Annotated in this window: 18 protein-coding genes; 5 read left to right on the top strand and 13 right to left on the bottom strand. The window is 63.4% G+C overall.

Features of this window, described 5'->3' with window-relative positions:
• Positions 1–112 precede the first annotated feature (112 nt).
• The 3 genes from ACYQ12_RS12785 to ACYQ12_RS12775 form a co-directional block, all read right to left on the bottom strand.
• Positions 113–895 (bottom strand): helix-turn-helix domain-containing protein, encoded by a 783-nt coding sequence (locus ACYQ12_RS12785; RefSeq protein WP_459872319.1) that lies wholly within the window; start codon positions 893–895, stop codon positions 113–115.
• A gap of 103 nt (positions 896–998) precedes the next feature.
• Complete coding sequence (locus ACYQ12_RS12780; protein ID WP_459872316.1) at positions 999–1,370, bottom strand: hypothetical protein; 372 nt, start codon at positions 1,368–1,370, stop codon at positions 999–1,001.
• Between the two features lie 89 nt (positions 1,371–1,459).
• Positions 1,460–2,452 carry a Bug family tripartite tricarboxylate transporter substrate binding protein gene (locus ACYQ12_RS12775; RefSeq protein ID WP_459872314.1) on the bottom strand — a complete coding sequence of 331 codons (993 nt, stop codon included), beginning with the start codon at positions 2,450–2,452 and terminating at the stop codon, positions 1,460–1,462.
• A gap of 221 nt (positions 2,453–2,673) precedes the next feature.
• Here ACYQ12_RS12775 and ACYQ12_RS12770 point away from each other — a divergent pair, with 221 nt between their 5' ends.
• Positions 2,674–2,925 carry a hypothetical protein gene (locus tag ACYQ12_RS12770; protein WP_459872312.1) on the top strand — a complete coding sequence of 84 codons (252 nt, stop codon included), beginning with the start codon at positions 2,674–2,676 and terminating at the stop codon, positions 2,923–2,925.
• A 196-nt stretch (positions 2,926–3,121) separates the two neighbouring features.
• Here the strand turns inward: ACYQ12_RS12770 and ACYQ12_RS12765 are convergent, their stop codons facing one another.
• From ACYQ12_RS12765 to ggt, 8 genes are all read right to left on the bottom strand, one after another.
• Positions 3,122–3,418, bottom strand: coding sequence for a hypothetical protein (locus ACYQ12_RS12765; protein WP_459872309.1), 297 nt, complete (start codon positions 3,416–3,418; stop codon positions 3,122–3,124).
• 142 nt (positions 3,419–3,560) lie between these two features.
• Positions 3,561–4,160 carry a YajG family lipoprotein gene (locus tag ACYQ12_RS12760; RefSeq protein WP_459872306.1) on the bottom strand — a complete coding sequence of 200 codons (600 nt, stop codon included), beginning with the start codon at positions 4,158–4,160 and terminating at the stop codon, positions 3,561–3,563.
• 72 nt (positions 4,161–4,232) lie between these two features.
• Positions 4,233–5,315 carry a sulfate/molybdate ABC transporter ATP-binding protein gene (locus tag ACYQ12_RS12755; protein WP_459872303.1) on the bottom strand — a complete coding sequence of 361 codons (1,083 nt, stop codon included), beginning with the start codon at positions 5,313–5,315 and terminating at the stop codon, positions 4,233–4,235.
• Positions 5,312–6,139: a sulfate ABC transporter permease subunit CysW gene (cysW, locus tag ACYQ12_RS12750; RefSeq protein WP_459872300.1), complete on the bottom strand. Its 828-nt coding sequence runs from the start codon at positions 6,137–6,139 to the stop codon at positions 5,312–5,314. The genes ACYQ12_RS12755 and cysW overlap by 4 nt, the downstream gene beginning before the upstream one ends.
• Positions 6,139–6,981: a sulfate/thiosulfate ABC transporter permease CysT gene (cysT, locus tag ACYQ12_RS12745; RefSeq protein WP_459872297.1), complete on the bottom strand. Its 843-nt coding sequence runs from the start codon at positions 6,979–6,981 to the stop codon at positions 6,139–6,141. The genes cysW and cysT overlap by 1 nt, the downstream gene beginning before the upstream one ends.
• A gap of 14 nt (positions 6,982–6,995) precedes the next feature.
• On the bottom strand, positions 6,996–8,018 hold the full coding sequence (gene cysP / locus ACYQ12_RS12740; RefSeq protein ID WP_459872294.1) for a thiosulfate ABC transporter substrate-binding protein CysP: 1,023 nt from the start codon (positions 8,016–8,018) through the stop codon (positions 6,996–6,998).
• 151 nt (positions 8,019–8,169) lie between these two features.
• Positions 8,170–9,333: an MFS transporter gene (locus ACYQ12_RS12735; protein WP_459872292.1), complete on the bottom strand. Its 1,164-nt coding sequence runs from the start codon at positions 9,331–9,333 to the stop codon at positions 8,170–8,172.
• 134 nt (positions 9,334–9,467) lie between these two features.
• The gene (ggt, locus tag ACYQ12_RS12730) at positions 9,468–11,198 is read right to left on the bottom strand and encodes a gamma-glutamyltransferase (RefSeq protein WP_459872290.1); all 1,731 of its coding nucleotides are present in this window, start codon (positions 11,196–11,198) and stop codon (positions 9,468–9,470) included.
• A 260-nt stretch (positions 11,199–11,458) separates the two neighbouring features.
• On the opposite strand from ggt, the gene rpe reads away from it, so the two are divergent.
• Together rpe and ACYQ12_RS12720 are read left to right on the top strand one after the other, a co-directional pair.
• A complete protein-coding gene (gene rpe / locus ACYQ12_RS12725; protein ID WP_459872287.1) occupies positions 11,459–12,151 on the top strand; it encodes a ribulose-phosphate 3-epimerase in 693 nt (230 codons plus the stop codon).
• 77 nt (positions 12,152–12,228) lie between these two features.
• Positions 12,229–12,465: a GIY-YIG nuclease family protein gene (locus ACYQ12_RS12720; protein ID WP_459872285.1), complete on the top strand. Its 237-nt coding sequence runs from the start codon at positions 12,229–12,231 to the stop codon at positions 12,463–12,465.
• A gap of 67 nt (positions 12,466–12,532) precedes the next feature.
• On the opposite strand, the gene ACYQ12_RS12715 is transcribed toward ACYQ12_RS12720, so the two are convergent.
• Together ACYQ12_RS12715 and ACYQ12_RS12710 are read right to left on the bottom strand one after the other, a co-directional pair.
• Positions 12,533–14,215, bottom strand: a complete 1,683-nt coding sequence (locus ACYQ12_RS12715) for a dihydroxyacetone kinase subunit DhaK (protein WP_459872283.1) — start codon at positions 14,213–14,215, stop codon at positions 12,533–12,535.
• A 16-nt stretch (positions 14,216–14,231) separates the two neighbouring features.
• Complete coding sequence (locus ACYQ12_RS12710) at positions 14,232–15,530, bottom strand: NAD(P)/FAD-dependent oxidoreductase (protein ID WP_459872280.1); 1,299 nt, start codon at positions 15,528–15,530, stop codon at positions 14,232–14,234.
• A gap of 238 nt (positions 15,531–15,768) precedes the next feature.
• Here ACYQ12_RS12710 and ACYQ12_RS12705 point away from each other — a divergent pair, with 238 nt between their 5' ends.
• Both ACYQ12_RS12705 and trpE read left to right on the top strand, forming a co-directional pair.
• Positions 15,769–16,434: a phosphoglycolate phosphatase gene (locus ACYQ12_RS12705; RefSeq protein ID WP_459872277.1), complete on the top strand. Its 666-nt coding sequence runs from the start codon at positions 15,769–15,771 to the stop codon at positions 16,432–16,434.
• A 183-nt stretch (positions 16,435–16,617) separates the two neighbouring features.
• Entirely contained in the window at positions 16,618–18,105 is a 1,488-nt protein-coding gene (gene trpE / locus ACYQ12_RS12700; protein WP_459874522.1) for an anthranilate synthase component I, read from the top strand.
• Positions 18,106–18,144 lie beyond the last annotated feature (39 nt).

Here is an 18,144-nt window from a genome sequence, read left to right as displayed (position 1 = left end):
GACTGTAGAGTGAGAGAGGCGGGCAAGTCTTGCCAATTTCACGGCAGGATTTGTCAAAATCCGGGGAAAACGGACGGGGCGAGACCCGTTCGGAGGCGCGCGGCTTTGCCTCTCAGCTCATGCGGGCCTGAAGCTGCGTTGCAACAGGTGCCTGGCGCAGAGCGCTCGGCGGATGATCGTAGGCGCGACGAAACGCGTGGGACAGGGCACTCTGACTGGCGAAGCCCGTGCGTGCTGAAATCTCGCCCAGCGGTAGCCGGGTCGTCACGAGGAGGTGGCGGGCCGTCTCGAGGCGCTGTCGCAGGACATACTGGTAGGGGGAGACGCCGGTCTGAATGCGGAATCGCTCGCTGAAGTGCGCCTCGCTGAGGCAGGCTTGTCGGGCGAGGTCCGCCACGCTGATTCTCTTGTCGAGATGTTGCTGAATAAAACGGTCGAGCGCGGCAATGTCGAGTCGACGTCCGCCATCGGCCGATAGCGCCGGATGAAGACGGGCATGCAGGCAGCTCAGAAAGGTCGCGGCCAGCAGATCTCCCCGGGCATGACGGGGTTGGGTCAGTTCCTGCACCAGAAAGTTGCAATAGGCCCGCAGCGGTTCGTCCAGGGCAAAGTAACGCGGTGCGTCGAACAGGCGCGACAGCTCGCGTTGCACGCCGGTCAGGGCCGGTGCATCGTCGGGAAGATCGAATATCAGTTGGCGGTTCTCACCGATGCCCTCGTAGTGGTGCACATGGTTGGCGGGCACGATGCAGCCCGAGAGCGGTGCGATGGTGCCGCCCAGGCCCTCGATCTCGAATTCGGCGTGGCCGGTCACACCGATAACGATCTGATGGTAGTCGTGATCGTGGTGCTTGATGATGTTGTCGAGAGGCGTCAGGCGAATGGCGCTAGACATGTCGCAACCTCCAGTGAAACTATCGAACGAGCCTGATACGAGAGATGCATTCTACACTGGCCGGCAGGGTGGCGAACGGGTGGGATAACGAACGGGTGGAGTGTCAGGCGCGATAATTCGCTTCACCGAGTGCCATGTGGGCGGCGAGATGATCCCGTAGGGACTTGAGTTCCTCGCGCCCGGTGCGTGAAAAGAGCGAGCCGCCCTGAGCCGCCTGCCAGGGTCGGCCATGTTCTTCCATGAGATGCTGGGAGCGGCGACGCACCCCTTCGAGATACTCGTTGTGTCGGATGGGATAGCCGATGATGGCGTGCCACTGGGCCTCGCTGGCGCGATTGTCGAGAACCTGGTCGAAGAGGCCGATCAGATCCTCGGCCTCGGTACGATAGCGGGGCGTGCGTGACAGCATCAGTAGCGTGACGGTGCCTACCGTGACCAGCAGGCAAACGGTGAAAACGAGCAGATAAAGCGCCATGTCAGCAGCCGGGTAACAGAAGTATCAGGTAGCAGTCTAGCATGCCCGGCATTCCGAACCGAGAGCGCCCAGCCGAGGCAGGCGCGGGCTCACTGCACCAGTCCCAGAGTATCGGACAGGGTGCGAATGTCGCTGATCTGCTGGGTGACGAAATGCTCCATCTCCTCGCCGGACTTGTGGAAGGGTAGCAGGCCATTGTGCTGCATCACCGTCTGCCACGCCTCGGAGTCGTACAGGGAGTCGAAGGTTTCAACCCACCATTGGTAGGCTTCATCGGAGACTCCTCCGGGCAGATAGAACCCCCGCCAGTTGGGCGCGACGACGTTGATGCCTTGTTCGCGGGCAGTGGGGATGCTGTGCCATTCGCCTGGCAGGCGTTCCTCGGCAAATACAGCCAACAGGCGTAGATCTCCGCTTTCGACGAAGCCCAGTGCCTCCGACAGGTCGCCGGTGAAGGCGTCCAGATGTCCACCGAGCAGCTGCGTGATGGCCACCGAGCCGGAATCGAAGGCCAGATACTTGATGCTGCGCAGCTCTTCGACCCCGGCCTCGCGAGCCGCCATCAATACCTTGAGATGATCGAAGCCCCCGACCACATCGCCGCCGGCGAAGTTGACGCTGCGCGGATCGTCACGCAGAGCATCGAGCAGGGAGGACAGGTCCTGAAAGCGTGAGTCGCTCGGCACGGCAATGATGCCGTAATCGGCGCCCAGAGCTGCGGCCCAGCGGACCTGATCGGGACGTCCCTGGGCATAACGGCGCTGAGCGAGACGCGTCGTGGTAGCCGTCGAGGCCGCGACGATCATGTCCTCGTTGCCTTGCTGCTTGGCAAGCACATGGCTGAAGGCCACACCGCCACTGGCACCGGGAATGTTGACGGTCTGCATGCCGGCCGGAATCAGATCCAGCTCTTGCAGGGTACGGGCCACGGAGCGGCAGGTGAAATCCCAGCCGCCCCCCGGTTGCGCAGGGGCGATGCACTCCGTCTTGCCCTGGGGGGCTGCCAAGGCCATCGAGGCCGTTCCGGCAAGGAGCGAGGTGCCGAGCACCAAAGCCCGGATAAGCGAGCGTTGAGTTGTCATGATGGTCTGTAGTATCCGGCTAGTGTCCAGAAACGTTAGCCTAACCAACTTTTTGTCCTTGGGGAGACGTCTCATGCGAAAGGTGAAGACATGACGGCGGCCAGCTCTGCGTCGGTCACTTGCCGGGAGGCATCCCGGCATTGCAAAAACGCGGCATGGCGCCTGCGGGACTGCCTATACTCGAAGGACAACAACGATGACATCGAAAAGAGGCGTTTCGTATGGACAAGGAAACGTTGACCCCCGAAGACGCGTCGCGCTTTCTCATGGATGCGTTCAATGATTATCAGGTTATCGTCAAGGAAGAGGGATCGGGTGGCTTTCTGCGTCTGCGTGTCATGGATAAGCACAGCGGCGCTTTATATATCGACAGGCCTATAAGTCCAGGCCTGTACAGCGATCCCCGGCGGCTCGACGAACTGGTTGCCAAGACGCGCAACACCATGGGTAGTGGTACGGACATCGCACAATGAGAAGCCGCCTGATATCGAAGGCGATTATGAAGTGAAGAGTGAAATAGAGCGTGAGATAGCGCTTACTCACCGTTTCGGCCCGGTGTGTAGGCTCCTAAAATGGATGGCGATATCCTTAACTTTTTCAGCCCAGCGGTCTGTCGAACGCTGGGCTTTTTTTTGGTTCCGATTCCTGGCCTGGACGAGGCGCTGGACTCTAGTAGGTATCAGGCTTCTCGTCAGGGAAGCTCAGGCCATCGTCCCACTCGGCGTTTCCCTGTTGGCGAATCCTGACGAAGTTGAACCAATGTGCCGTCAGCCCGCCTTCGCTCGCTGTCTCGTTCGTATCGGAGGGCGGCCCTCCTTCAAGAAGTTGGACCCGATAGCTGCTGTCCGGGTGGCGTTCGATGATCTTCAATGTCAGGGCCCGGTTTCCGGCACGTGCCTGAGCCTGATCGCCGGGCTGCAGATCCTTGGCCCGTTCGATAGGCGGATCGATGATATCCAGCTTCATGATGTGGCCTCTTCCCGTTGACGATGACACCCCCAACATAGTGAGCGTCAGCAGGAAGATTCAAGCGAGCCTGCCCACGCAAGCCTGTGAATCCGGCCGCGGGTAGGCTCCCTGGAAAGATGTGAAGGAACGAAGAGACGACTCAGCGCTCCAGTGTTCGGGCAATCTCCGGGTCGCTGAAGACTCGGTTCAAGGCATCGCTGAGCAGATCGCTGACCATGCGGTTGTTGGTTTCCCAGTCCGGCTTGATGGCATAGCTCTGGTCGCGCTTGGCGGTATAGGTACCGGTATAGGTGTTGCGCCCGTTAACCGCCCTGGCTTCGATCACCGCCTGCAGGTGAGCGGCATCGAGCAGCGGTTTGTCGGCATTGCCTCGTGTGTACTGCAGCTGCTGCAGCGTCAATGTCAGGCTGGGATGGTTACCGGCCTGTTGAGTCGGCACGAAGCCCATGCTGCGCAGTGCGATCTCCGCCTGCTCCTGAAGCTTGGGCACCACGTCATGCGGTGAGACGCTGATGGTGGCAGTGGAGGCGGCCGAGCCTGAGCGCGTACCCAGCACGTCCGAAGTCCGGCCGTCGACTGCCGTGACCGTGACTTCCTGGCCTTGCCCCGCGTGCAGGAAATTCCCGCTGACCTTGGGACTGACCCGAAGTACCTGAGGGCTCTGGGCACAGCCTGCCAGGACCAGCATGAGCACGGCCAGCAGCAACGTGCCAAGGCCTGAGTTCCAACGTTTATGCATTCCTGAACTCCTTGCAGAATTGACGCGTGAGGCGTCCGAGTATAGCGGGATGCCCTGGCGTTGAGGATAGGGTCAGGTGGTGGCTAGGGATTCGAGCGAGGCGGGCCGCTGTTCGAAACGGTGCCAGCGTCGTGGATGAGCGAACAGACGCTGGCCACGCTTGACGGCGAGGCGATCGAAATCGCCATGGCTGATGGTGGCAAGCCATGGCTCGCCCAGCCAGTCGGCTTCCAGTTCCACGCGGACCTCGGCACCGACCGGGGAGATCGAGGTGACGCTGACCGGCAAATGCGCCGTAGTCTGCGGTTTCTCGGCCAGTGTGACCTCGTGAGGGCGCAGTAACAGCTCCTGACGGCCATTCTCCATGCCTTCGACCGCCAGGCGCGCATCGCCGCAGGTCAGCACTCCCCTGCGGACGTCGCCCTCGAGGCGATTGACATCACCGAGAAACTCGAACACGAAGCGGTTGGCCGGGTGGCGGTAGAGTGTGTCCGGCTCATCGATCTGCTCGATCCGGCCGTTGCTCATGACCACCACGCGATCCGACAGCTCCAGTGCCTCCTCCTGATCGTGCGTGACGAAGACGCTGGTGAAGTTCAACTCGTCGTGCAGATGGCGCAGCCAACGGCGCAGTTCCTGACGCACCTTGGCATCGAGTGCGCCAAAAGGCTCGTCGAGCAGCAGTACGTCAGGCTTCAGCGCCAGGGCGCGAGCCAGGGAAACACGCTGCTGCTGGCCGCCGGAGAGCTGGGCCGGGTAGCGGTTGGCGAACTCCTCGAGCTTGACCATCTCCAGCAGGCGCTGGACCCGCTGACGGATTTCGCCGCTCGAGGGGCGCTCGCGCTTGGGCAGGGCGGTAAGGCCGAAGGCAACGTTGTCGAACACGCTCATGTGACGGAACAGGGCGTAGTGCTGGAAGACGAAGCCGATGCGCCGCTCGCGCACATGGACATGCGTGACGTCACGCTCGCCGAAGCGGATGGTGCCGCTGTCGGCCTGCTCCAGGCCGGCGATGATGCGCAGCAGGGTGGTCTTGCCGGAACCGGAGGGCCCCAGCAGACCGACCAGTTCGCCCTCGCGAATATCCAGGTCAAGCGGTTCGAGCGCGGTATTGCGACCGAAGGTCTTGGCGATGTTCGTCAGACGGATGCTCATGCGGCATTCTCCCGGCGCGTGGCGCGCCATTCCAGGCCGGCCTTGGCGGCCAGCGTGAGCAGAGCGATCAGGGCCAGCAACGAGGCGGCGGTGAAGGCACCGACCGTGTTGTAGTCCTGATAGAGCAGTTCGACCTGCAAAGGCAGGGTGTTGGTTTCCCCGCGTATGGCGCCGGAAACCACCGAGACGGCGCCGAACTCGCCGACGGCGCGGGCGTTGGTCAACACCACGCCGTAGAGCAGCGCGCCGCGGATATTGGGAAACGTCACCCGACGGAAGATCGTCCATCCCGAGGCGCCGAGCGTCACGGCGGCCTCTTCCTCGCGCGACCCTTGGGCCTGCATGAGCGGGATCAGTTCCCGAGCCACGAACGGGCAGGTGACGAAGATGGTGACGAGCACGATGCCCGGCCAGGCGAACATCAACTGGATGTCGTGGCTGTCCAGCCAGCCGCCGATCCAGCCGTTGCGCCCGTACAGCAGCAGGTAGACCAGCCCCGCGACCACCGGCGATACGGCGAACGGGATATCGATCAATGTCTGCAGCGCACGACGACCGGGAAAGCTGAAACGGGTAATCAGCCACGCCAGGAAGACGCCGAATACCAGATTGACCGGCACCGTCAGCAGAGTGACGAACAGCGTCAGCCAGATCGCCGCCAGGGTATAGGTGTCGGTCAGGTTGGCCCAGAACACGTCGAAGCCCTTGACGAAGGCCTGGGTGAAGATCGCCACCAGCGGCAGGAGCAGGAACAGCGCGGTCAGTACCAGCGCCAGCGCGATCAGAGTGCGGCGTATGCGCGGCGCGTCACCGATGCGGTACATCAGCCTTTCCCTCCATGCAATCGCTTGATGAAGCGGCCCTGCCAGAGATTCAGCACCAGCAGCAGTACAAGCGAGGTCGCCAGTACCACCGAGGCGATTGCCGAGGCGCCGGCGTAGTCGTATTCCTGCAGACGTACGAAGATCATCAGCGAGGTGATCTCGGTCTCGTAGGGGGTATTGCCGGCGATGAATATCACGGCACCGAACTCGCCCAGCGAGCGCACGAAGGCCAGGCCGGTGCCGGTGACCAGCGCTGGCCACAGATGCGGCAGGATGACGCGACGAAAGGCCATGGCGTCAGTGGCGCCGAGCGTCAGCGCCGCCTCGTCGATCTCGTTGGGCAGATCCTCGAGCACCGGTTGCACGGTACGTACCACGAAAGGAATGCTGGTAAAGGCCATGGCCAGGGCGATGCCCACCCAGGTATAGGCCACTTGCAGGCCCAGCGGTTCGAGCAGACGGCCGACCCAGCCATTGCTCGAGTAGAGCGTGGCCAGGGTGATCCCGGCGACGGCGGTAGGCAGCGCAAAGGGGAGATCCATCAAGGCATCGACCATACGCTTGCCCGGAAACTCGTAGCGCACCAGCACCCAGGCCATCAGCAGGCCGAACAGGGCGTTGATGATCGCCGCCACGGCGGCGGCGAAGATCGTCACGCCGTAGCTGGCCACGATTCGCGGCTCGGTGATTACCGCCCAGTACTGCGCCAGGGTCAGCTCGGAGAGCTGACCCACGAGGCTGGTCAATGGCAACAGCAGGACCAGCGAGACGAACGTCAGGGTGATGCCGAGCGACAGACCGAAACCCGGCAGGACCCGTTTCGACGTGGCGGCCCTTGTCATGAAAGCCGGCGCAGTCATCGACGCTGCAGTTGGTCCAGCTCACCGCCGGAGGCGAAGTGCGTCTCCATGGCCTGCGGCCAGCTGCCGAAGACGTCCTCGACGCGCAGCAGTTCGGTCTGCGGGAAGCGGTCGGCAAACTCCTCGCTGACGGTGTCGTTGTTGACGCGGTAGTTGAAGCCCGCCAGCAGACGCTGGGCTTCCTCGGTATAAAGATAATCGAGGTAACCGCGGGCCAGGTCGGTATTGCCGTTGCGCTCGGCATACTCTTCGACCACCGCGACCGGGAACTCCGCGAGAATGCTGACCGGCGGGACCACGACGTCGTAGTCATCCTCGCCGTATTCCTTGCGGATGTTGTTGACCTCGGATTCGAAGCTGATCAGCACATCGCCGATGCCGCGCTCGACGAAGGTGGTGGTGGCGCCACGTCCGCCATTGTCGAAGACCTTGACGTTATTGAGGAATTTTTTCATGAAGTCATGAATCTTCTCCTCGTCGCCGTCATAGGCCTTATCGGCATAGGCCCAGGCTGCCAGATAAGTGTAGCGGCCATTGCCGGATGTCTTGGGGTTGGGGAAGACGATGTCGACATCTTCGTTGACCAAGTCGTCCCAGCTGTCGATACCCTTGGGGTTGCCCTCGCGCACCAGGAAGGCGGTGGTGGAGTAGTAGGGCGAGGCGTTGTTGGGGAACTGCTGCTGCCAGTCCTCGGCTACCAGGCCAGCCTCGGCCAGCACGTTGACGTCGGTCACCTGGTTATAGGTCACCACGTCGGCCTTCAGGCCCTGCATGATCGCGCGGGCCTGGGTCGAGGAGCCGCCATGCGACTGCTTGACCGTGACGTCATCGCCATGCTCGGCCTGCCACCACTCGACGAAGTGCGGATTGATCGTGGCGAACAGCTCGCGGGCGATGTCGTAGGAAGAGTTGAGCAGTTCCCGCTCGGCCGCGGCGGCAGGTGCAGCGATTCCGGCGATCAGGCCGGCGCCGAGAAGAGAAGAGGCAACGAGATGACGTGCGGTAGGAAGCCAGGACATAAAAACCCTTATCAGCCAATGACACGGAGAATATGGATGTCAAGGCTAATCACTGCGTAAAGGAATTACAATCCTGATTCTTATTCTTTATTCGAATAATCGATGCGCCGCTTCCCATATCCCACCCGACAGCGTCACCTGTAGCAGGAGGTCACACGACCTGGCGGGAAGTCGCCGGGATCGGTTGGCGAAGCGCCCATAACCCCAGCAACGGGCCAGGCAGCAGGGCCCAGGCCAGTTGCGGACCCAGCACGGGCCACCAGGGCAGCAGCAGCGCCAGGGACATGGCGGTAATGGCGAAGCCGATGGCGTTCTGCAGGGTCAGGGCGCTGCCCACCAGCGAGGCCGGACAGGCCATGGCCGAGAGGGCGGAGAACTGGGGCGAGTCGATCACCGCCAGCAAGCTCCATAGGGCGAGAACGCCGATCACCATCAGGGCCGGCCCGCTGGCTAGCCAAGGATACAGTAGGCAGCAGGTGGCGGAGCCTGCCAGACCGAACTGCGCCACGCGCCGGCTGCCCAGGCGCAGGCTGAGCCACCCGCCCATCCAGCAGGCGGGCCCGCCAACGGCGATCAGCACGAAGGCGCCGAACGCGGCGTCGCGGGGGGCGAGTTCCGGCAGGCGCTGCAGTAGCAGTAGCGGAATCAGCGTCCACAGGGTGTACAACTCCCACATGTGGCCGAAGTAGGCGCTGGCGGCGCGGCGGAAACCGGCGATGCGAAAGGCGCCAAGCCCGGCCAGACGGGAAGCGTTCCCCACCCCGGCCTTGCGCAGGTCGGGAGCCTCGCCCAGACGCCAGATCAGGACGCCTCCGAGCAGAGCCAGGAGTGAGGCGCCTGTCACGCTCAGGCGCCAGTCCCAGCCCAGCGAAAGGGCGGCCAGGGCATGCGGCATGGCGGTACCGATCACCAGCATCCCGACCAGCCAGGCCAGGCCCAGGCCGGTACGCCCCGGGGCCCAGCCCACCATCAGTTTCATACCCACCGGATAGATGCCGGCCAGTGCCATGCCGGTCACCAGGCGCAGGCCCACGGCGGGCCACAGGCCACCGGCCCAGGGCAGAGCCGCGTTGCTCAGGGCACCAAGCAGGCAGCTCAAGGCAAAGATGCGACTGGCGTCACGCCGATCGGCCAGCCCGCTCAGGCCGATGCCCAGGGTGCCGCAGAGAAAACCGACCTGTACGGCACCGGTCAGCCAGCCCAGATCTCCCGGGGCCAGTTGCCAGAGCGAGGCCAGATCGCCCATCACCGCATTGGGCGTAAACCACAGGGCGGTTCCCAGGAGTTCGGCGATGGCGATGATGACGATTGGCATAACGAGGTTACCCGGCGAGGGAAACCTCGGTTGTGCCATGGCACAACCGGGGTGTCGATGACACCAAGGTCGTGAGCCGGGCGTACAACCGAGGAGGCTCCGGCCGGCACTTGCCGAGTCCGGAGCAGGCGGAGTTACCAGCCGATGGCAGAGGAGGTGGCCCGGCGAGGATCGCTGCCGCCGTAGAACATGGCGTCACGGACCATGATCGATTGCGCGGCTCCCATGGCGTCCTGGCGGGTGACGGTATGCCCCATGGCCTCGAGCAGGCTCACCGTGTCGGGGCTGATGCCCTGTTCCACGCGGATCTCGTCGGGCAGCCACTGATGATGTATGCGTGGCACGCTGACGGCGGTCTGAATGTTCATGTCGTGGTCGATGGCGTTCATGACCACCTGCAGAGTGGTGGTGATGATGCGCGAACCGCCGGGGCTCCCGGTGACCAGAAAGTTCCGGCCATTCCTTTTGACGATGGTCGGCGTCATGGAGGAGAGCATGCGTTTCTCGGGGGCGATCCTGTTGGCATCGCCGCCGATCAGCCCATAGGCGTTGGGGACGCCGGGTTTGGCCGAAAAGTCATCCATCTCGTTGTTGAGCAGGAAACCTGCACCGTCGACGACGATTCCCGAGCCGTAGCTGAAGTTGATGGTGTAGGTATTGGATACCGCCAAGCCCTTGTCGTCGGCCACGGAAAAATGCGTGGTTTCGTTGGATTCATAGGGCAGCGGGTTGCCGGGTGCGATTTCGGTGCTGGGCGTGGCCCGGTTGAGATCGATCTGCGCGCGCAGTTCGTCGGCATAGGCCTTGGAGGTGAGGCCTTCGAGAGGCACGTCGACGAAATCGGTGTCGCCCAGGTACTGGGAGCGGTCGGCGTAGGCGCGCTTCATGGCCTCGGCCATGACATGGATCGTGCGTGCCGAATTGAAGCCCATGGCCTTGATGTCGTACCCCTCGAGGATGTTGAGCATCTGCACGATGTGGACGCCACCCGAGGAGGGTGGGCTCATGGCGTAAACGTCGTAGCCGCGGTAGGTGCCGTGGCTGGGCTGGCGTATCGCCGGCTGGTAGTCGGCCAGGTCCTCCCGGGTCATGAGACCGCCATGTTTCTGCATTTCCGCCACGATCAGGTCGGCTGTCTCGCCTTCATAGAATTCACGCGGGCCGTGCTCGGCGATACGCCGGAGCGTCGCCGCCAGGTCCGGTTGACGAAAGACGTCCCCCACTTCATAGGCGCTGCCGTCCTCCTTGAAGAATACCTGGCGCGTCGAGTCCCATTTCTGCAGGCGACCTTGCGCCTCGCGCAGCCCCTCGGCAAAGCGCGGCGGTACCACGAAACCCTCTTCGGCAAGGCGGATCGCCGGCGCCAGCGCCTCGGCCAGTGTCAGGGTGCCGTACTTCTCCAGCGCCAGCGCGAGACCGGCGACGGTACCCGGTACGCCGGAGGCGTTGTGGGTGTAGCGCGACAGCTCTGACACCGCATTGCCCTGCTCGTCCTGAAACATGGTCTCGTAGGCACCGGAGGGCGCCTTTTCCCGATAGTCGATGGCGATCACCTCGTCGCTCTTCTCGTCGGAAATGAGCATGAACCCGCCGCCGCCGATATTGCCCGAGCGCGGCTGCACCACGGCCAGCACGAAGCCTGCCACCACGGCGCCATCCACGGCGTTGCCACCCTTGGCCATGACGTCGCGGGCAATCCGGCTGGCCAGATAGTGACTGGTGACCACCATGCCATGGCGGCCCTGTTCGGGGTGGAAGCGCTCGCCTTCGAGGATCGCCTCCTGGGCGCTGACCGAGAGGGAGACGGTGCTGAGTGCGACGAATATTACGAGGATACGGTGCCAGCCTTGCAATCCGGTGCGCATGGGATCTCCTTGTCATGACCGAAGGGGGGAGCGGAACAATAACGGAAGCCGCGTCATCCGGCACGGCCCTGGCCAGCGAGAGGCTGCCCGCGAGTGAGTATAGTGCTTTTCACCGGAACGCTGGGCAGGCCCTGCGCGGGGGAAGAGCCTGAGCGCACGCCAGGAGGCGTCGGCAATGGAGAAGGAGCGCTTCATGCAGCCCGTCTCCCATTCCTTTAGAATGCGCTCGACGCTCTATCATTGAACTGCGGAACATGCCAATGCCCGATTTCAAGATTGCCCCTTCGATACTCTCCGCCGACTTCGCTCGCCTGGGGCAGGAAGTCGAAAACGTCCTCGCTGCCGGTGCGGACATCGTGCATTTCGATGTGATGGATAATCACTATGTACCCAACCTGACCATCGGCCCGATGGTATGCGAGGCCCTGCGCCGGTACGGCATCACCGCGCCGATCGATGCCCACCTGATGGTCAAGCCGGTAGACCGGCTGATCGGAGATTTCATCGATGCCGGGGCTTCCTACATCACTTTCCACCCGGAAGCGTCCGAGCACATCGATCGTTCGCTGCAGCTGATCCGCGCTGGCGGCGCCAAGGCGGGTCTGGTGTTCAACCCGGCCACGCCGCTGTCCTATCTCGATTACGTCATGGACAAGGTCGACATGATCCTGTTGATGAGCGTCAATCCCGGCTTCGGCGGGCAGTCGTTCATTCCCGCCACGCTCGACAAGCTGCGCGAGGTGCGGGCACGCATCGATGCCAGCGGGCGGGCGATTCGCCTCGAGATCGATGGGGGGGTCAAAGTCGATAACATCGCCGAAATCGCCCGGGCGGGGGCCGACACCTTCGTTGCCGGGTCGGCAATCTTCAAGGCGCGCCGGGAAGAGGATCCCCATCATTACGACAGCGTCATCCAGGCGCTGCACGACGAACTGACCAAGGCCTCGAAGTGAGCGAGCCCTCACGGGAGCCGGCGCAGGAAACATCCTCCGGTGAGGCGTGCGCGTCGGGACCCACATGGTACCTGTACATGATCGAGACGGCGGCAGGCGCGCTCTATACCGGCATCACCACCGATGTCGAGCGGCGCTTTCGAGAACACCGCAATGGAAAACGGGGCGCACGGGCCTTGCGCGGTAAGGGCCCGTTGACGTTACGGCATTGGCAGACGGTGGGATCGCATGGCGAGGCGCTGCGTCTGGAGGCCTACATCAAGACATTGAGTCCGCCTGCCAAGCGAGCCTGGATCGTCGGGCAGCAGCGCTGAACGGCCTGCGTACCGATGTCCCGCTGAGGCAAGGCACCGTCTTTCGCGAGGCGGTGCCTTGCATGCTCTACAGCGCCTCCGCCAGTGTGGCAAAGACGCGGGCCACGGCTTCTGCGCCGGGATCAACGACCCCTTTGAGTGCGCTTTCCGGTACGTAAGCCGAGCGACCTGCCTGAGCGTGTCCCATCTCTGCCGTGCGATCGGCGCCCTGACGGGCCGCCGCTGCGGCTTCCTGCATGGACTGACCGGCGTGTAATGCTTCGAGGGCGGGAATCAGCGCGTCCAGCATGGTGCGATCGCCAAGGCGGGCGCCGCCATAGGTTTGCATGCGCTTCACCCCTTTCTGCAAGGCCGCGACGAGCGAGTGTCGTGCGGTCTCGGCTGCAGCGGCGGTGAACAGAATGGAAAGCAGCACACCGCTCGAGCCGCCCATGCCCTGCGAGAGGCACTGCCCGATGCCGGCAAAGAGCTTGTCCGGCTGTGCCGTGTTCAATCGGCCTGCTTCGAGGGCGCGCTGAATGGCGTCGGCTCCCTCCACCATGCTGCTGCCCGCATCGCCATCACCGCTCTTGGCATCCAGCGCATCCAGTGGCTGTTGTGCCTGACGCAGTGTCGCAATGACGCGATGCAGCGCCTGCGTGACGGACGCTTCCTGCGGTGCATTGTCTTGCAGGCCGGCATCCGCGCTGTTCAGGTCCGGCGAAAACGTTTCGGGTGTGCGTATGCGGGAGAGGCCGGGCCATGCGGGGGCTTCGGTCGGGGCGCAAAGCGCTTCCAGCAGCGCGTCGTCCGCAGCCAGCAGGGTAATGGAGAAGCCATGCATGTCCAGCGAGGTCATCAGAGGAGCCGGGCCGATCAGGTGGCTCAAGCGCTGCGTGCCCAACTGGGTGATCACGTCGTGAGCAAGCACTCCCATTTCCTGGGTGGAGCAGCTACCCAGGTTGTTGAGAAGCGCTATCCAGCGCTGCGGGTATCCCCGTGCCTCCAGGTGGGCCATCAGCGGGGTCAGCACCATTTCTACCGCGGCTTGGGCGCTTTGGGGCTCAACCTGTCGGGCACCGGATTCGTTGTGGATTCCCAGCCCGAGTTCCGGCCCCGATTCACTGACCGGCTGGCCCGGTAGCGCGGCGTGTGCCAGGGCCATGCCAAGGGACGCCATACGCTCGCATAGTCGAGTGGCTTGTGCATGAACTTCCTCTAGCGAGGCCCGCTGCTGAGCGGAGTGACCCGCGACCTTGTGAACCAGCACGGTCCCGGCAATGCCGCGTGGCTGCGGCGAGTCGGGGAGGGCGATGTCATCGCCGACGATGACCATGGCAACATCCAGCCCTTCGCGTCGCGCCTGCTCCGCGGCAAGGCCGAAGTTGAGACGGTCTCCCGTGTAGTTCTTGACGATGAGCAGGCAGCCCGCGCTGCCGCAGGTTTCTCGTATCGCCGCCAGCACCGCGTCAACGCTGGGAGAGGCAAACAGGCTTCCCGAAATGATGCCGGTCAGCATGCCTTGGCCAATGAATCCGGCGTGGGAGGGTTCGTGGCCGGCGCCGCCACCGGAGAGTATCGCCACCTGTTGCCGACCCTGGCCGTCACGCGACCAGTCGGCGCGAACCAGAATCCTGACCCCGCTTTCCGGCGTCGCGATGCGCAAAGGCGCCACGTGGCTGGCGGCGAAGAGTAGCTCATCGACCACGTGGGCGGGTTGATTGTAGAAGTGCTGCATGTTGGGCTCCATGATCGGAAATGTTCCGATCATGGTCGCCATCGGGGGGTTAGTGCAACTTCATGCGGGGGCGCAGGTAGCGGTTCAGCCCATCGACCACCACGGTCATGCCGGTCTTGACCGCGCCATGAATGGCGAACTGGTGCATGCGATACAGCGAGGCGTAGAAGAGCTTCGCCAGGCGCCCCTCGATGAACAGACTGCGCGCCGAGGCGCCGCGCATCAGGCTGCCCACGGCCTCGAAGTGGGCCAGCGAGATCAGCGAGCCGCGATCCTGGAAGACGAACTCCTTGAGCGGCCGTTGCGCCATGGCCAGGCGCAGGTTGTGATAGAGCAGGCTAGCTTGCTGATGGGCCGCCTGGGCGCGGGGCGGCACACGCTTGTCGCCCGGCTGGGGACAGGAGGCGCAGTCGCCCATGGCGAAGATGCGCTCGTCATCGATGCTCTGCAGCGTCGGGTGGACCTTGACCTGATGGTTGCGTTCGGTGGACAGCCCCAGTTCCGAAAGAAACGATGGTGCGCGAATGCCTGCCGCCCATACGCTGAGGTCGGTCTCGATACGCTTGCCGTCGGCGGTCATGAAACCGTCTTCATCGGCACAATTGACCCGGGTATCGGTATGGATCTTCACTCCCAGACGCTCCAGCTCGGCATGTACGGCATTGCCGATCCGTTCCGGCAGCGCCGGCAGGATGCGCGGTGCAGCCTCGATCAGGTGGACTTCCAGCTGGCCGCTGTCGAGCGCCGTGAAACCGTAGCTGTGCAGCATCCTGGATGCGCCGAACAGCTCGGCGGCCAGTTCCACGCCCGTTGCGCCGGCGCCCACGATGCCCACCGCGAGCTTGGGATGCACACGTCGCTCCGGATCGCTGTAGCGCAGGAAGGTGTTGAGCATGTCATGGTGAAACACCTCGGCCTGTTGCGGGCTGTCGAGGAAGTGACAATGCTTGGCGACACCGGGGGTGCCGAAATCATTGGAGACACTGCCCAGTGCCAGCACCAGGTAGTCATATTCCAACGTGCGGGCGGGCAGGATCACGGTGTCGTCGTGATCGAGAATCGGCGCCAGGGTGATGGTGCGGGCCTCTCGATCGAGATTGCTCAGCACGCCGCGCTGGAAACGATAGCCATGAGCCTTGGAGTGGCCCTGGTAGGAGACCTCGTCGAGGCCGGAGTCGAGAACGCCGGTGGCGACTTCGTGGAGCAGGGGTTTCCAGATATGGGTGGGGTTGCGATCGACGAGCACGATCTCGGCCTGACGGCGCTTGCCGAGCTTGTGCCCGAGCCGGGTGACCAGCTCTAGCCCGCCGGCGCCGCCGCCGACCACCACGATGCGTGGAGTGGACATGCATGACTCCTGAGATTGTTAAAAGCTGAAAGCGGAAGAAGAAAAGGGTTCGCCCGGGTCAGGCAGACGTCTCCACGGTGCTTTTGATCGGCCGCGGGACGTGGCGCCTGGAGTCGGCGATGAATGGCGCATAGGATAACGCCGGTAACATTGAAAAAACACGGCATTACGCGCCGGATGGTGCGAAGAGCTCGTAAAATGACGACCTTCTGTTCCGCTATCTGTTTGGGAGAGTTGCATGCATTCCATCCTCGACGACGTTCGTCTGGTGACGTTCGATCTCGACGGCACCCTGATCGATTCCGTACCGGATCTGGCGGTGGCCATCGATACCATGCTGGAAGAACTGGGGCTGAACCGTGCCGGGGAGGATGCCGTACGCGACTGGGTGGGCAACGGATCGCACAAGCTGGTCGAGCGGGCCCTGCGCAGCAGCCTGAATGAAGAGCCCGGAAGCGACAGGGTGAATGCCGCTCACGAGCGGTTCCTGCACCATTACCGGGACGTGCTCAGCCGGTTCTCAGCCCCGTTTCCCGGCGTACGGGAGGGACTGGAAGGGCTTCATCGGCAGGGTCTGACTCTCACGGTGGTGACCAACAAGCCCCAGGCGTTCATCGCACCGATTCTGGAAAGCTTCTCCCTGACCGGGTACTTCTCGTTGACGCTGGGCGGGGACGCGTTGCCGCAGAAGAAGCCTGATCCCGCTCCTCTGCTGCATGTGGCGGAGCGTTTCGGCGTTCCTCCACGCGCCTGCCTGATGGTGGGGGATTCGCGGCATGACGTCGAGGCCGGCAGGCGGGCCGGCTTTCGCACCCTGGCCGTACCCTACGGTTACAACCATGGCGAGCCGGTCGCCACGAGCCGTCCCGATGCGATGGTTGAATCGCTGGTGGAACTCCTTTAGGGTGGCTCGCTGGTACCCCGCATTCTCATGGAAGGCGTTCATGACGTTGGATTCCCGGCTCTCCCGGAAGGCTCACGCGTTGATGCGTGAAGTGAAGCGTTGGCGATGGTGACGCTGTCGCTTTTCGCTATGCCCGCTATGCATTGATCCGCAAGAACCTGACCGAGGAACCGCCGGGCCATGATGACCCCTGAGCGTTTTGCCGAGCTGGCCGATGCCGGCTACAACCGAATTCCGGTCACCCGCGAGGTGCTGGCCGATCTCGATACCCCCCTTTCCACATACCTTAAACTGGCCGATGCGCCCTGGACCTTCCTGCTCGAATCGGTGCAGGGCGGCGAGAAGTGGGGGCGTTATTCGATCATTGGCCTGCCCTGTCGCGAGCGCATCGAGGTGCGCGGCCATGTGGTGCGACACATTTCCCACGGCGAGCAGATCGGCGTCGCTGAAGTCGAGGACCCCCTGGCGTGGATCGAGCAGTTCCAGGCACGCTTCAAGGTGCCGCTGCTGGACGATCAGCCGCGCTTCGATGGCGGTCTGGTCGGCTATTTCGGCTACGACACCATTCGCTACATCGAGCCTCGTCTGCAAGGCGTGGAGAAGCCCGACCCGATCGGCGTGCCCGACATCCTGCTGATGGTCTGCGATGAGCTGGTGGTGTTCGACAATCTGTCCGGGCGTCTGACGCTGTGGACGCATATCGATCCGGCCCTGCCGCAAGCCTATGAGAAGGCGCTGGCACGTCTTGACGGTCTGGAGCAGCAGCTGCGCGGCGCCAGTCTCAGTACGGTCAGTCCCGGCAGCGGACGCAGTGCGGTCGAGGAGGGCCACTTCACCTCGGGCTTCACCGAGGAGGGCTTCAAGGCGGCGGTGGAAAAGATCAAGGAGTACGTGCTGTCCGGAGACGTCATGCAGTGCGTGCCCTCGCAGCGCATGTCGATTCCCTACCAGGCGCCGCCGCTGGATCTGTATCGTGCCCTGCGTAGCCTCAATCCCTCGCCCTACATGTTCTTCTTCAATCTCGCTGACCACCACGTGGTGGGCTCGTCACCCGAGATCCTCACGCGTCTCGAGGATGGCGAGGTCACGGTGCGTCCGATCGCCGGGACGCGCAAGCGCGGACACAACGAGGAAGAGGACCTGGCGCTCGAGGCCGACCTGCTGGCCGATCCCAAGGAGCTCGCCGAGCACCTCATGCTGATCGATCTCGGCCGCAACGACGTGGGGCGCATCAGCCAGACAGGTTCGGTCAAGCTCACCGACCGCATGGTGGTGGAGCGCTATTCCCACGTCATGCATATCGTCTCCAACGTCACCGGGCGTCTCAAGCCGGGACTGTCGGCAATGGACGTGTTGCGCGCCACCTTTCCGGCCGGCACCGTCTCCGGCGCACCCAAGATTCGTGCGCTGGAAATCATCGACGAACTCGAGCCGGTCAAGCGGGGCGTCTATTCCGGGGCGGTAGGCTACCTCTCCTGGCACGGCAACCTGGATACGGCCATCGCCATTCGTACCGCGGTGATCAAGGATGGCCAGTTGCACATCCAGGCTGGCGCAGGGATCGTGGCGGATTCGGTACCCGAACTCGAGTGGCAGGAAACCCTCAACAAGGGGCGTGCTCTGTTTCGGGCCGTGGCCATGGCCGAGCGCGGTCTGGATAACCTGTCATAGCGCAGCCTTTCACATTGCGCGCCTTTGCGCGCGCTTCTC

The organism is Halomonas shantousis (assembly GCF_054654615.1).
This window is presented reverse-complemented; position numbering and strand designations above follow the sequence as displayed.

Coding starts and splice junctions, on each gene's coding strand:
- ACYQ12_RS12770 (WP_459872312.1), top strand. CDS start 2,674: ATGGACAAGGAAACGTTGACCCCCGAAGACGCGTCGCGCTTTCTCATG.
- ACYQ12_RS12780 (WP_459872316.1), bottom strand. CDS start 1,370: ATGGCGCTTTATCTGCTCGTTTTCACCGTTTGCCTGCTGGTCACGGTA.
- ACYQ12_RS12775 (WP_459872314.1), bottom strand. CDS start 2,452: ATGACAACTCAACGCTCGCTTATCCGGGCTTTGGTGCTCGGCACCTCG.
- ACYQ12_RS12705 (WP_459872277.1), top strand. CDS start 15,769: ATGCATTCCATCCTCGACGACGTTCGTCTGGTGACGTTCGATCTCGAC.
- ACYQ12_RS12755 (WP_459872303.1), bottom strand. CDS start 5,315: ATGAGCATCCGTCTGACGAACATCGCCAAGACCTTCGGTCGCAATACC.
- ACYQ12_RS12715 (WP_459872283.1), bottom strand. CDS start 14,215: ATGATCGGAACATTTCCGATCATGGAGCCCAACATGCAGCACTTCTAC.
- ACYQ12_RS12735 (WP_459872292.1), bottom strand. CDS start 9,333: ATGCCAATCGTCATCATCGCCATCGCCGAACTCCTGGGAACCGCCCTG.
- rpe (WP_459872287.1), top strand. CDS start 11,459: ATGCCCGATTTCAAGATTGCCCCTTCGATACTCTCCGCCGACTTCGCT.
- cysT (WP_459872297.1), bottom strand. CDS start 6,981: ATGACAAGGGCCGCCACGTCGAAACGGGTCCTGCCGGGTTTCGGTCTG.
- ACYQ12_RS12760 (WP_459872306.1), bottom strand. CDS start 4,160: ATGCATAAACGTTGGAACTCAGGCCTTGGCACGTTGCTGCTGGCCGTG.
- ACYQ12_RS12720 (WP_459872285.1), top strand. CDS start 12,229: ATGATCGAGACGGCGGCAGGCGCGCTCTATACCGGCATCACCACCGAT.
- ACYQ12_RS12765 (WP_459872309.1), bottom strand. CDS start 3,418: ATGAAGCTGGATATCATCGATCCGCCTATCGAACGGGCCAAGGATCTG.
- cysW (WP_459872300.1), bottom strand. CDS start 6,139: ATGTACCGCATCGGTGACGCGCCGCGCATACGCCGCACTCTGATCGCG.
- ggt (WP_459872290.1), bottom strand. CDS start 11,198: ATGCGCACCGGATTGCAAGGCTGGCACCGTATCCTCGTAATATTCGTC.
- trpE (WP_459874522.1), top strand. CDS start 16,618: ATGACCCCTGAGCGTTTTGCCGAGCTGGCCGATGCCGGCTACAACCGA.
- ACYQ12_RS12785 (WP_459872319.1), bottom strand. CDS start 895: ATGTCTAGCGCCATTCGCCTGACGCCTCTCGACAACATCATCAAGCAC.
- ACYQ12_RS12710 (WP_459872280.1), bottom strand. CDS start 15,530: ATGTCCACTCCACGCATCGTGGTGGTCGGCGGCGGCGCCGGCGGGCTA.
- cysP (WP_459872294.1), bottom strand. CDS start 8,018: ATGTCCTGGCTTCCTACCGCACGTCATCTCGTTGCCTCTTCTCTTCTC.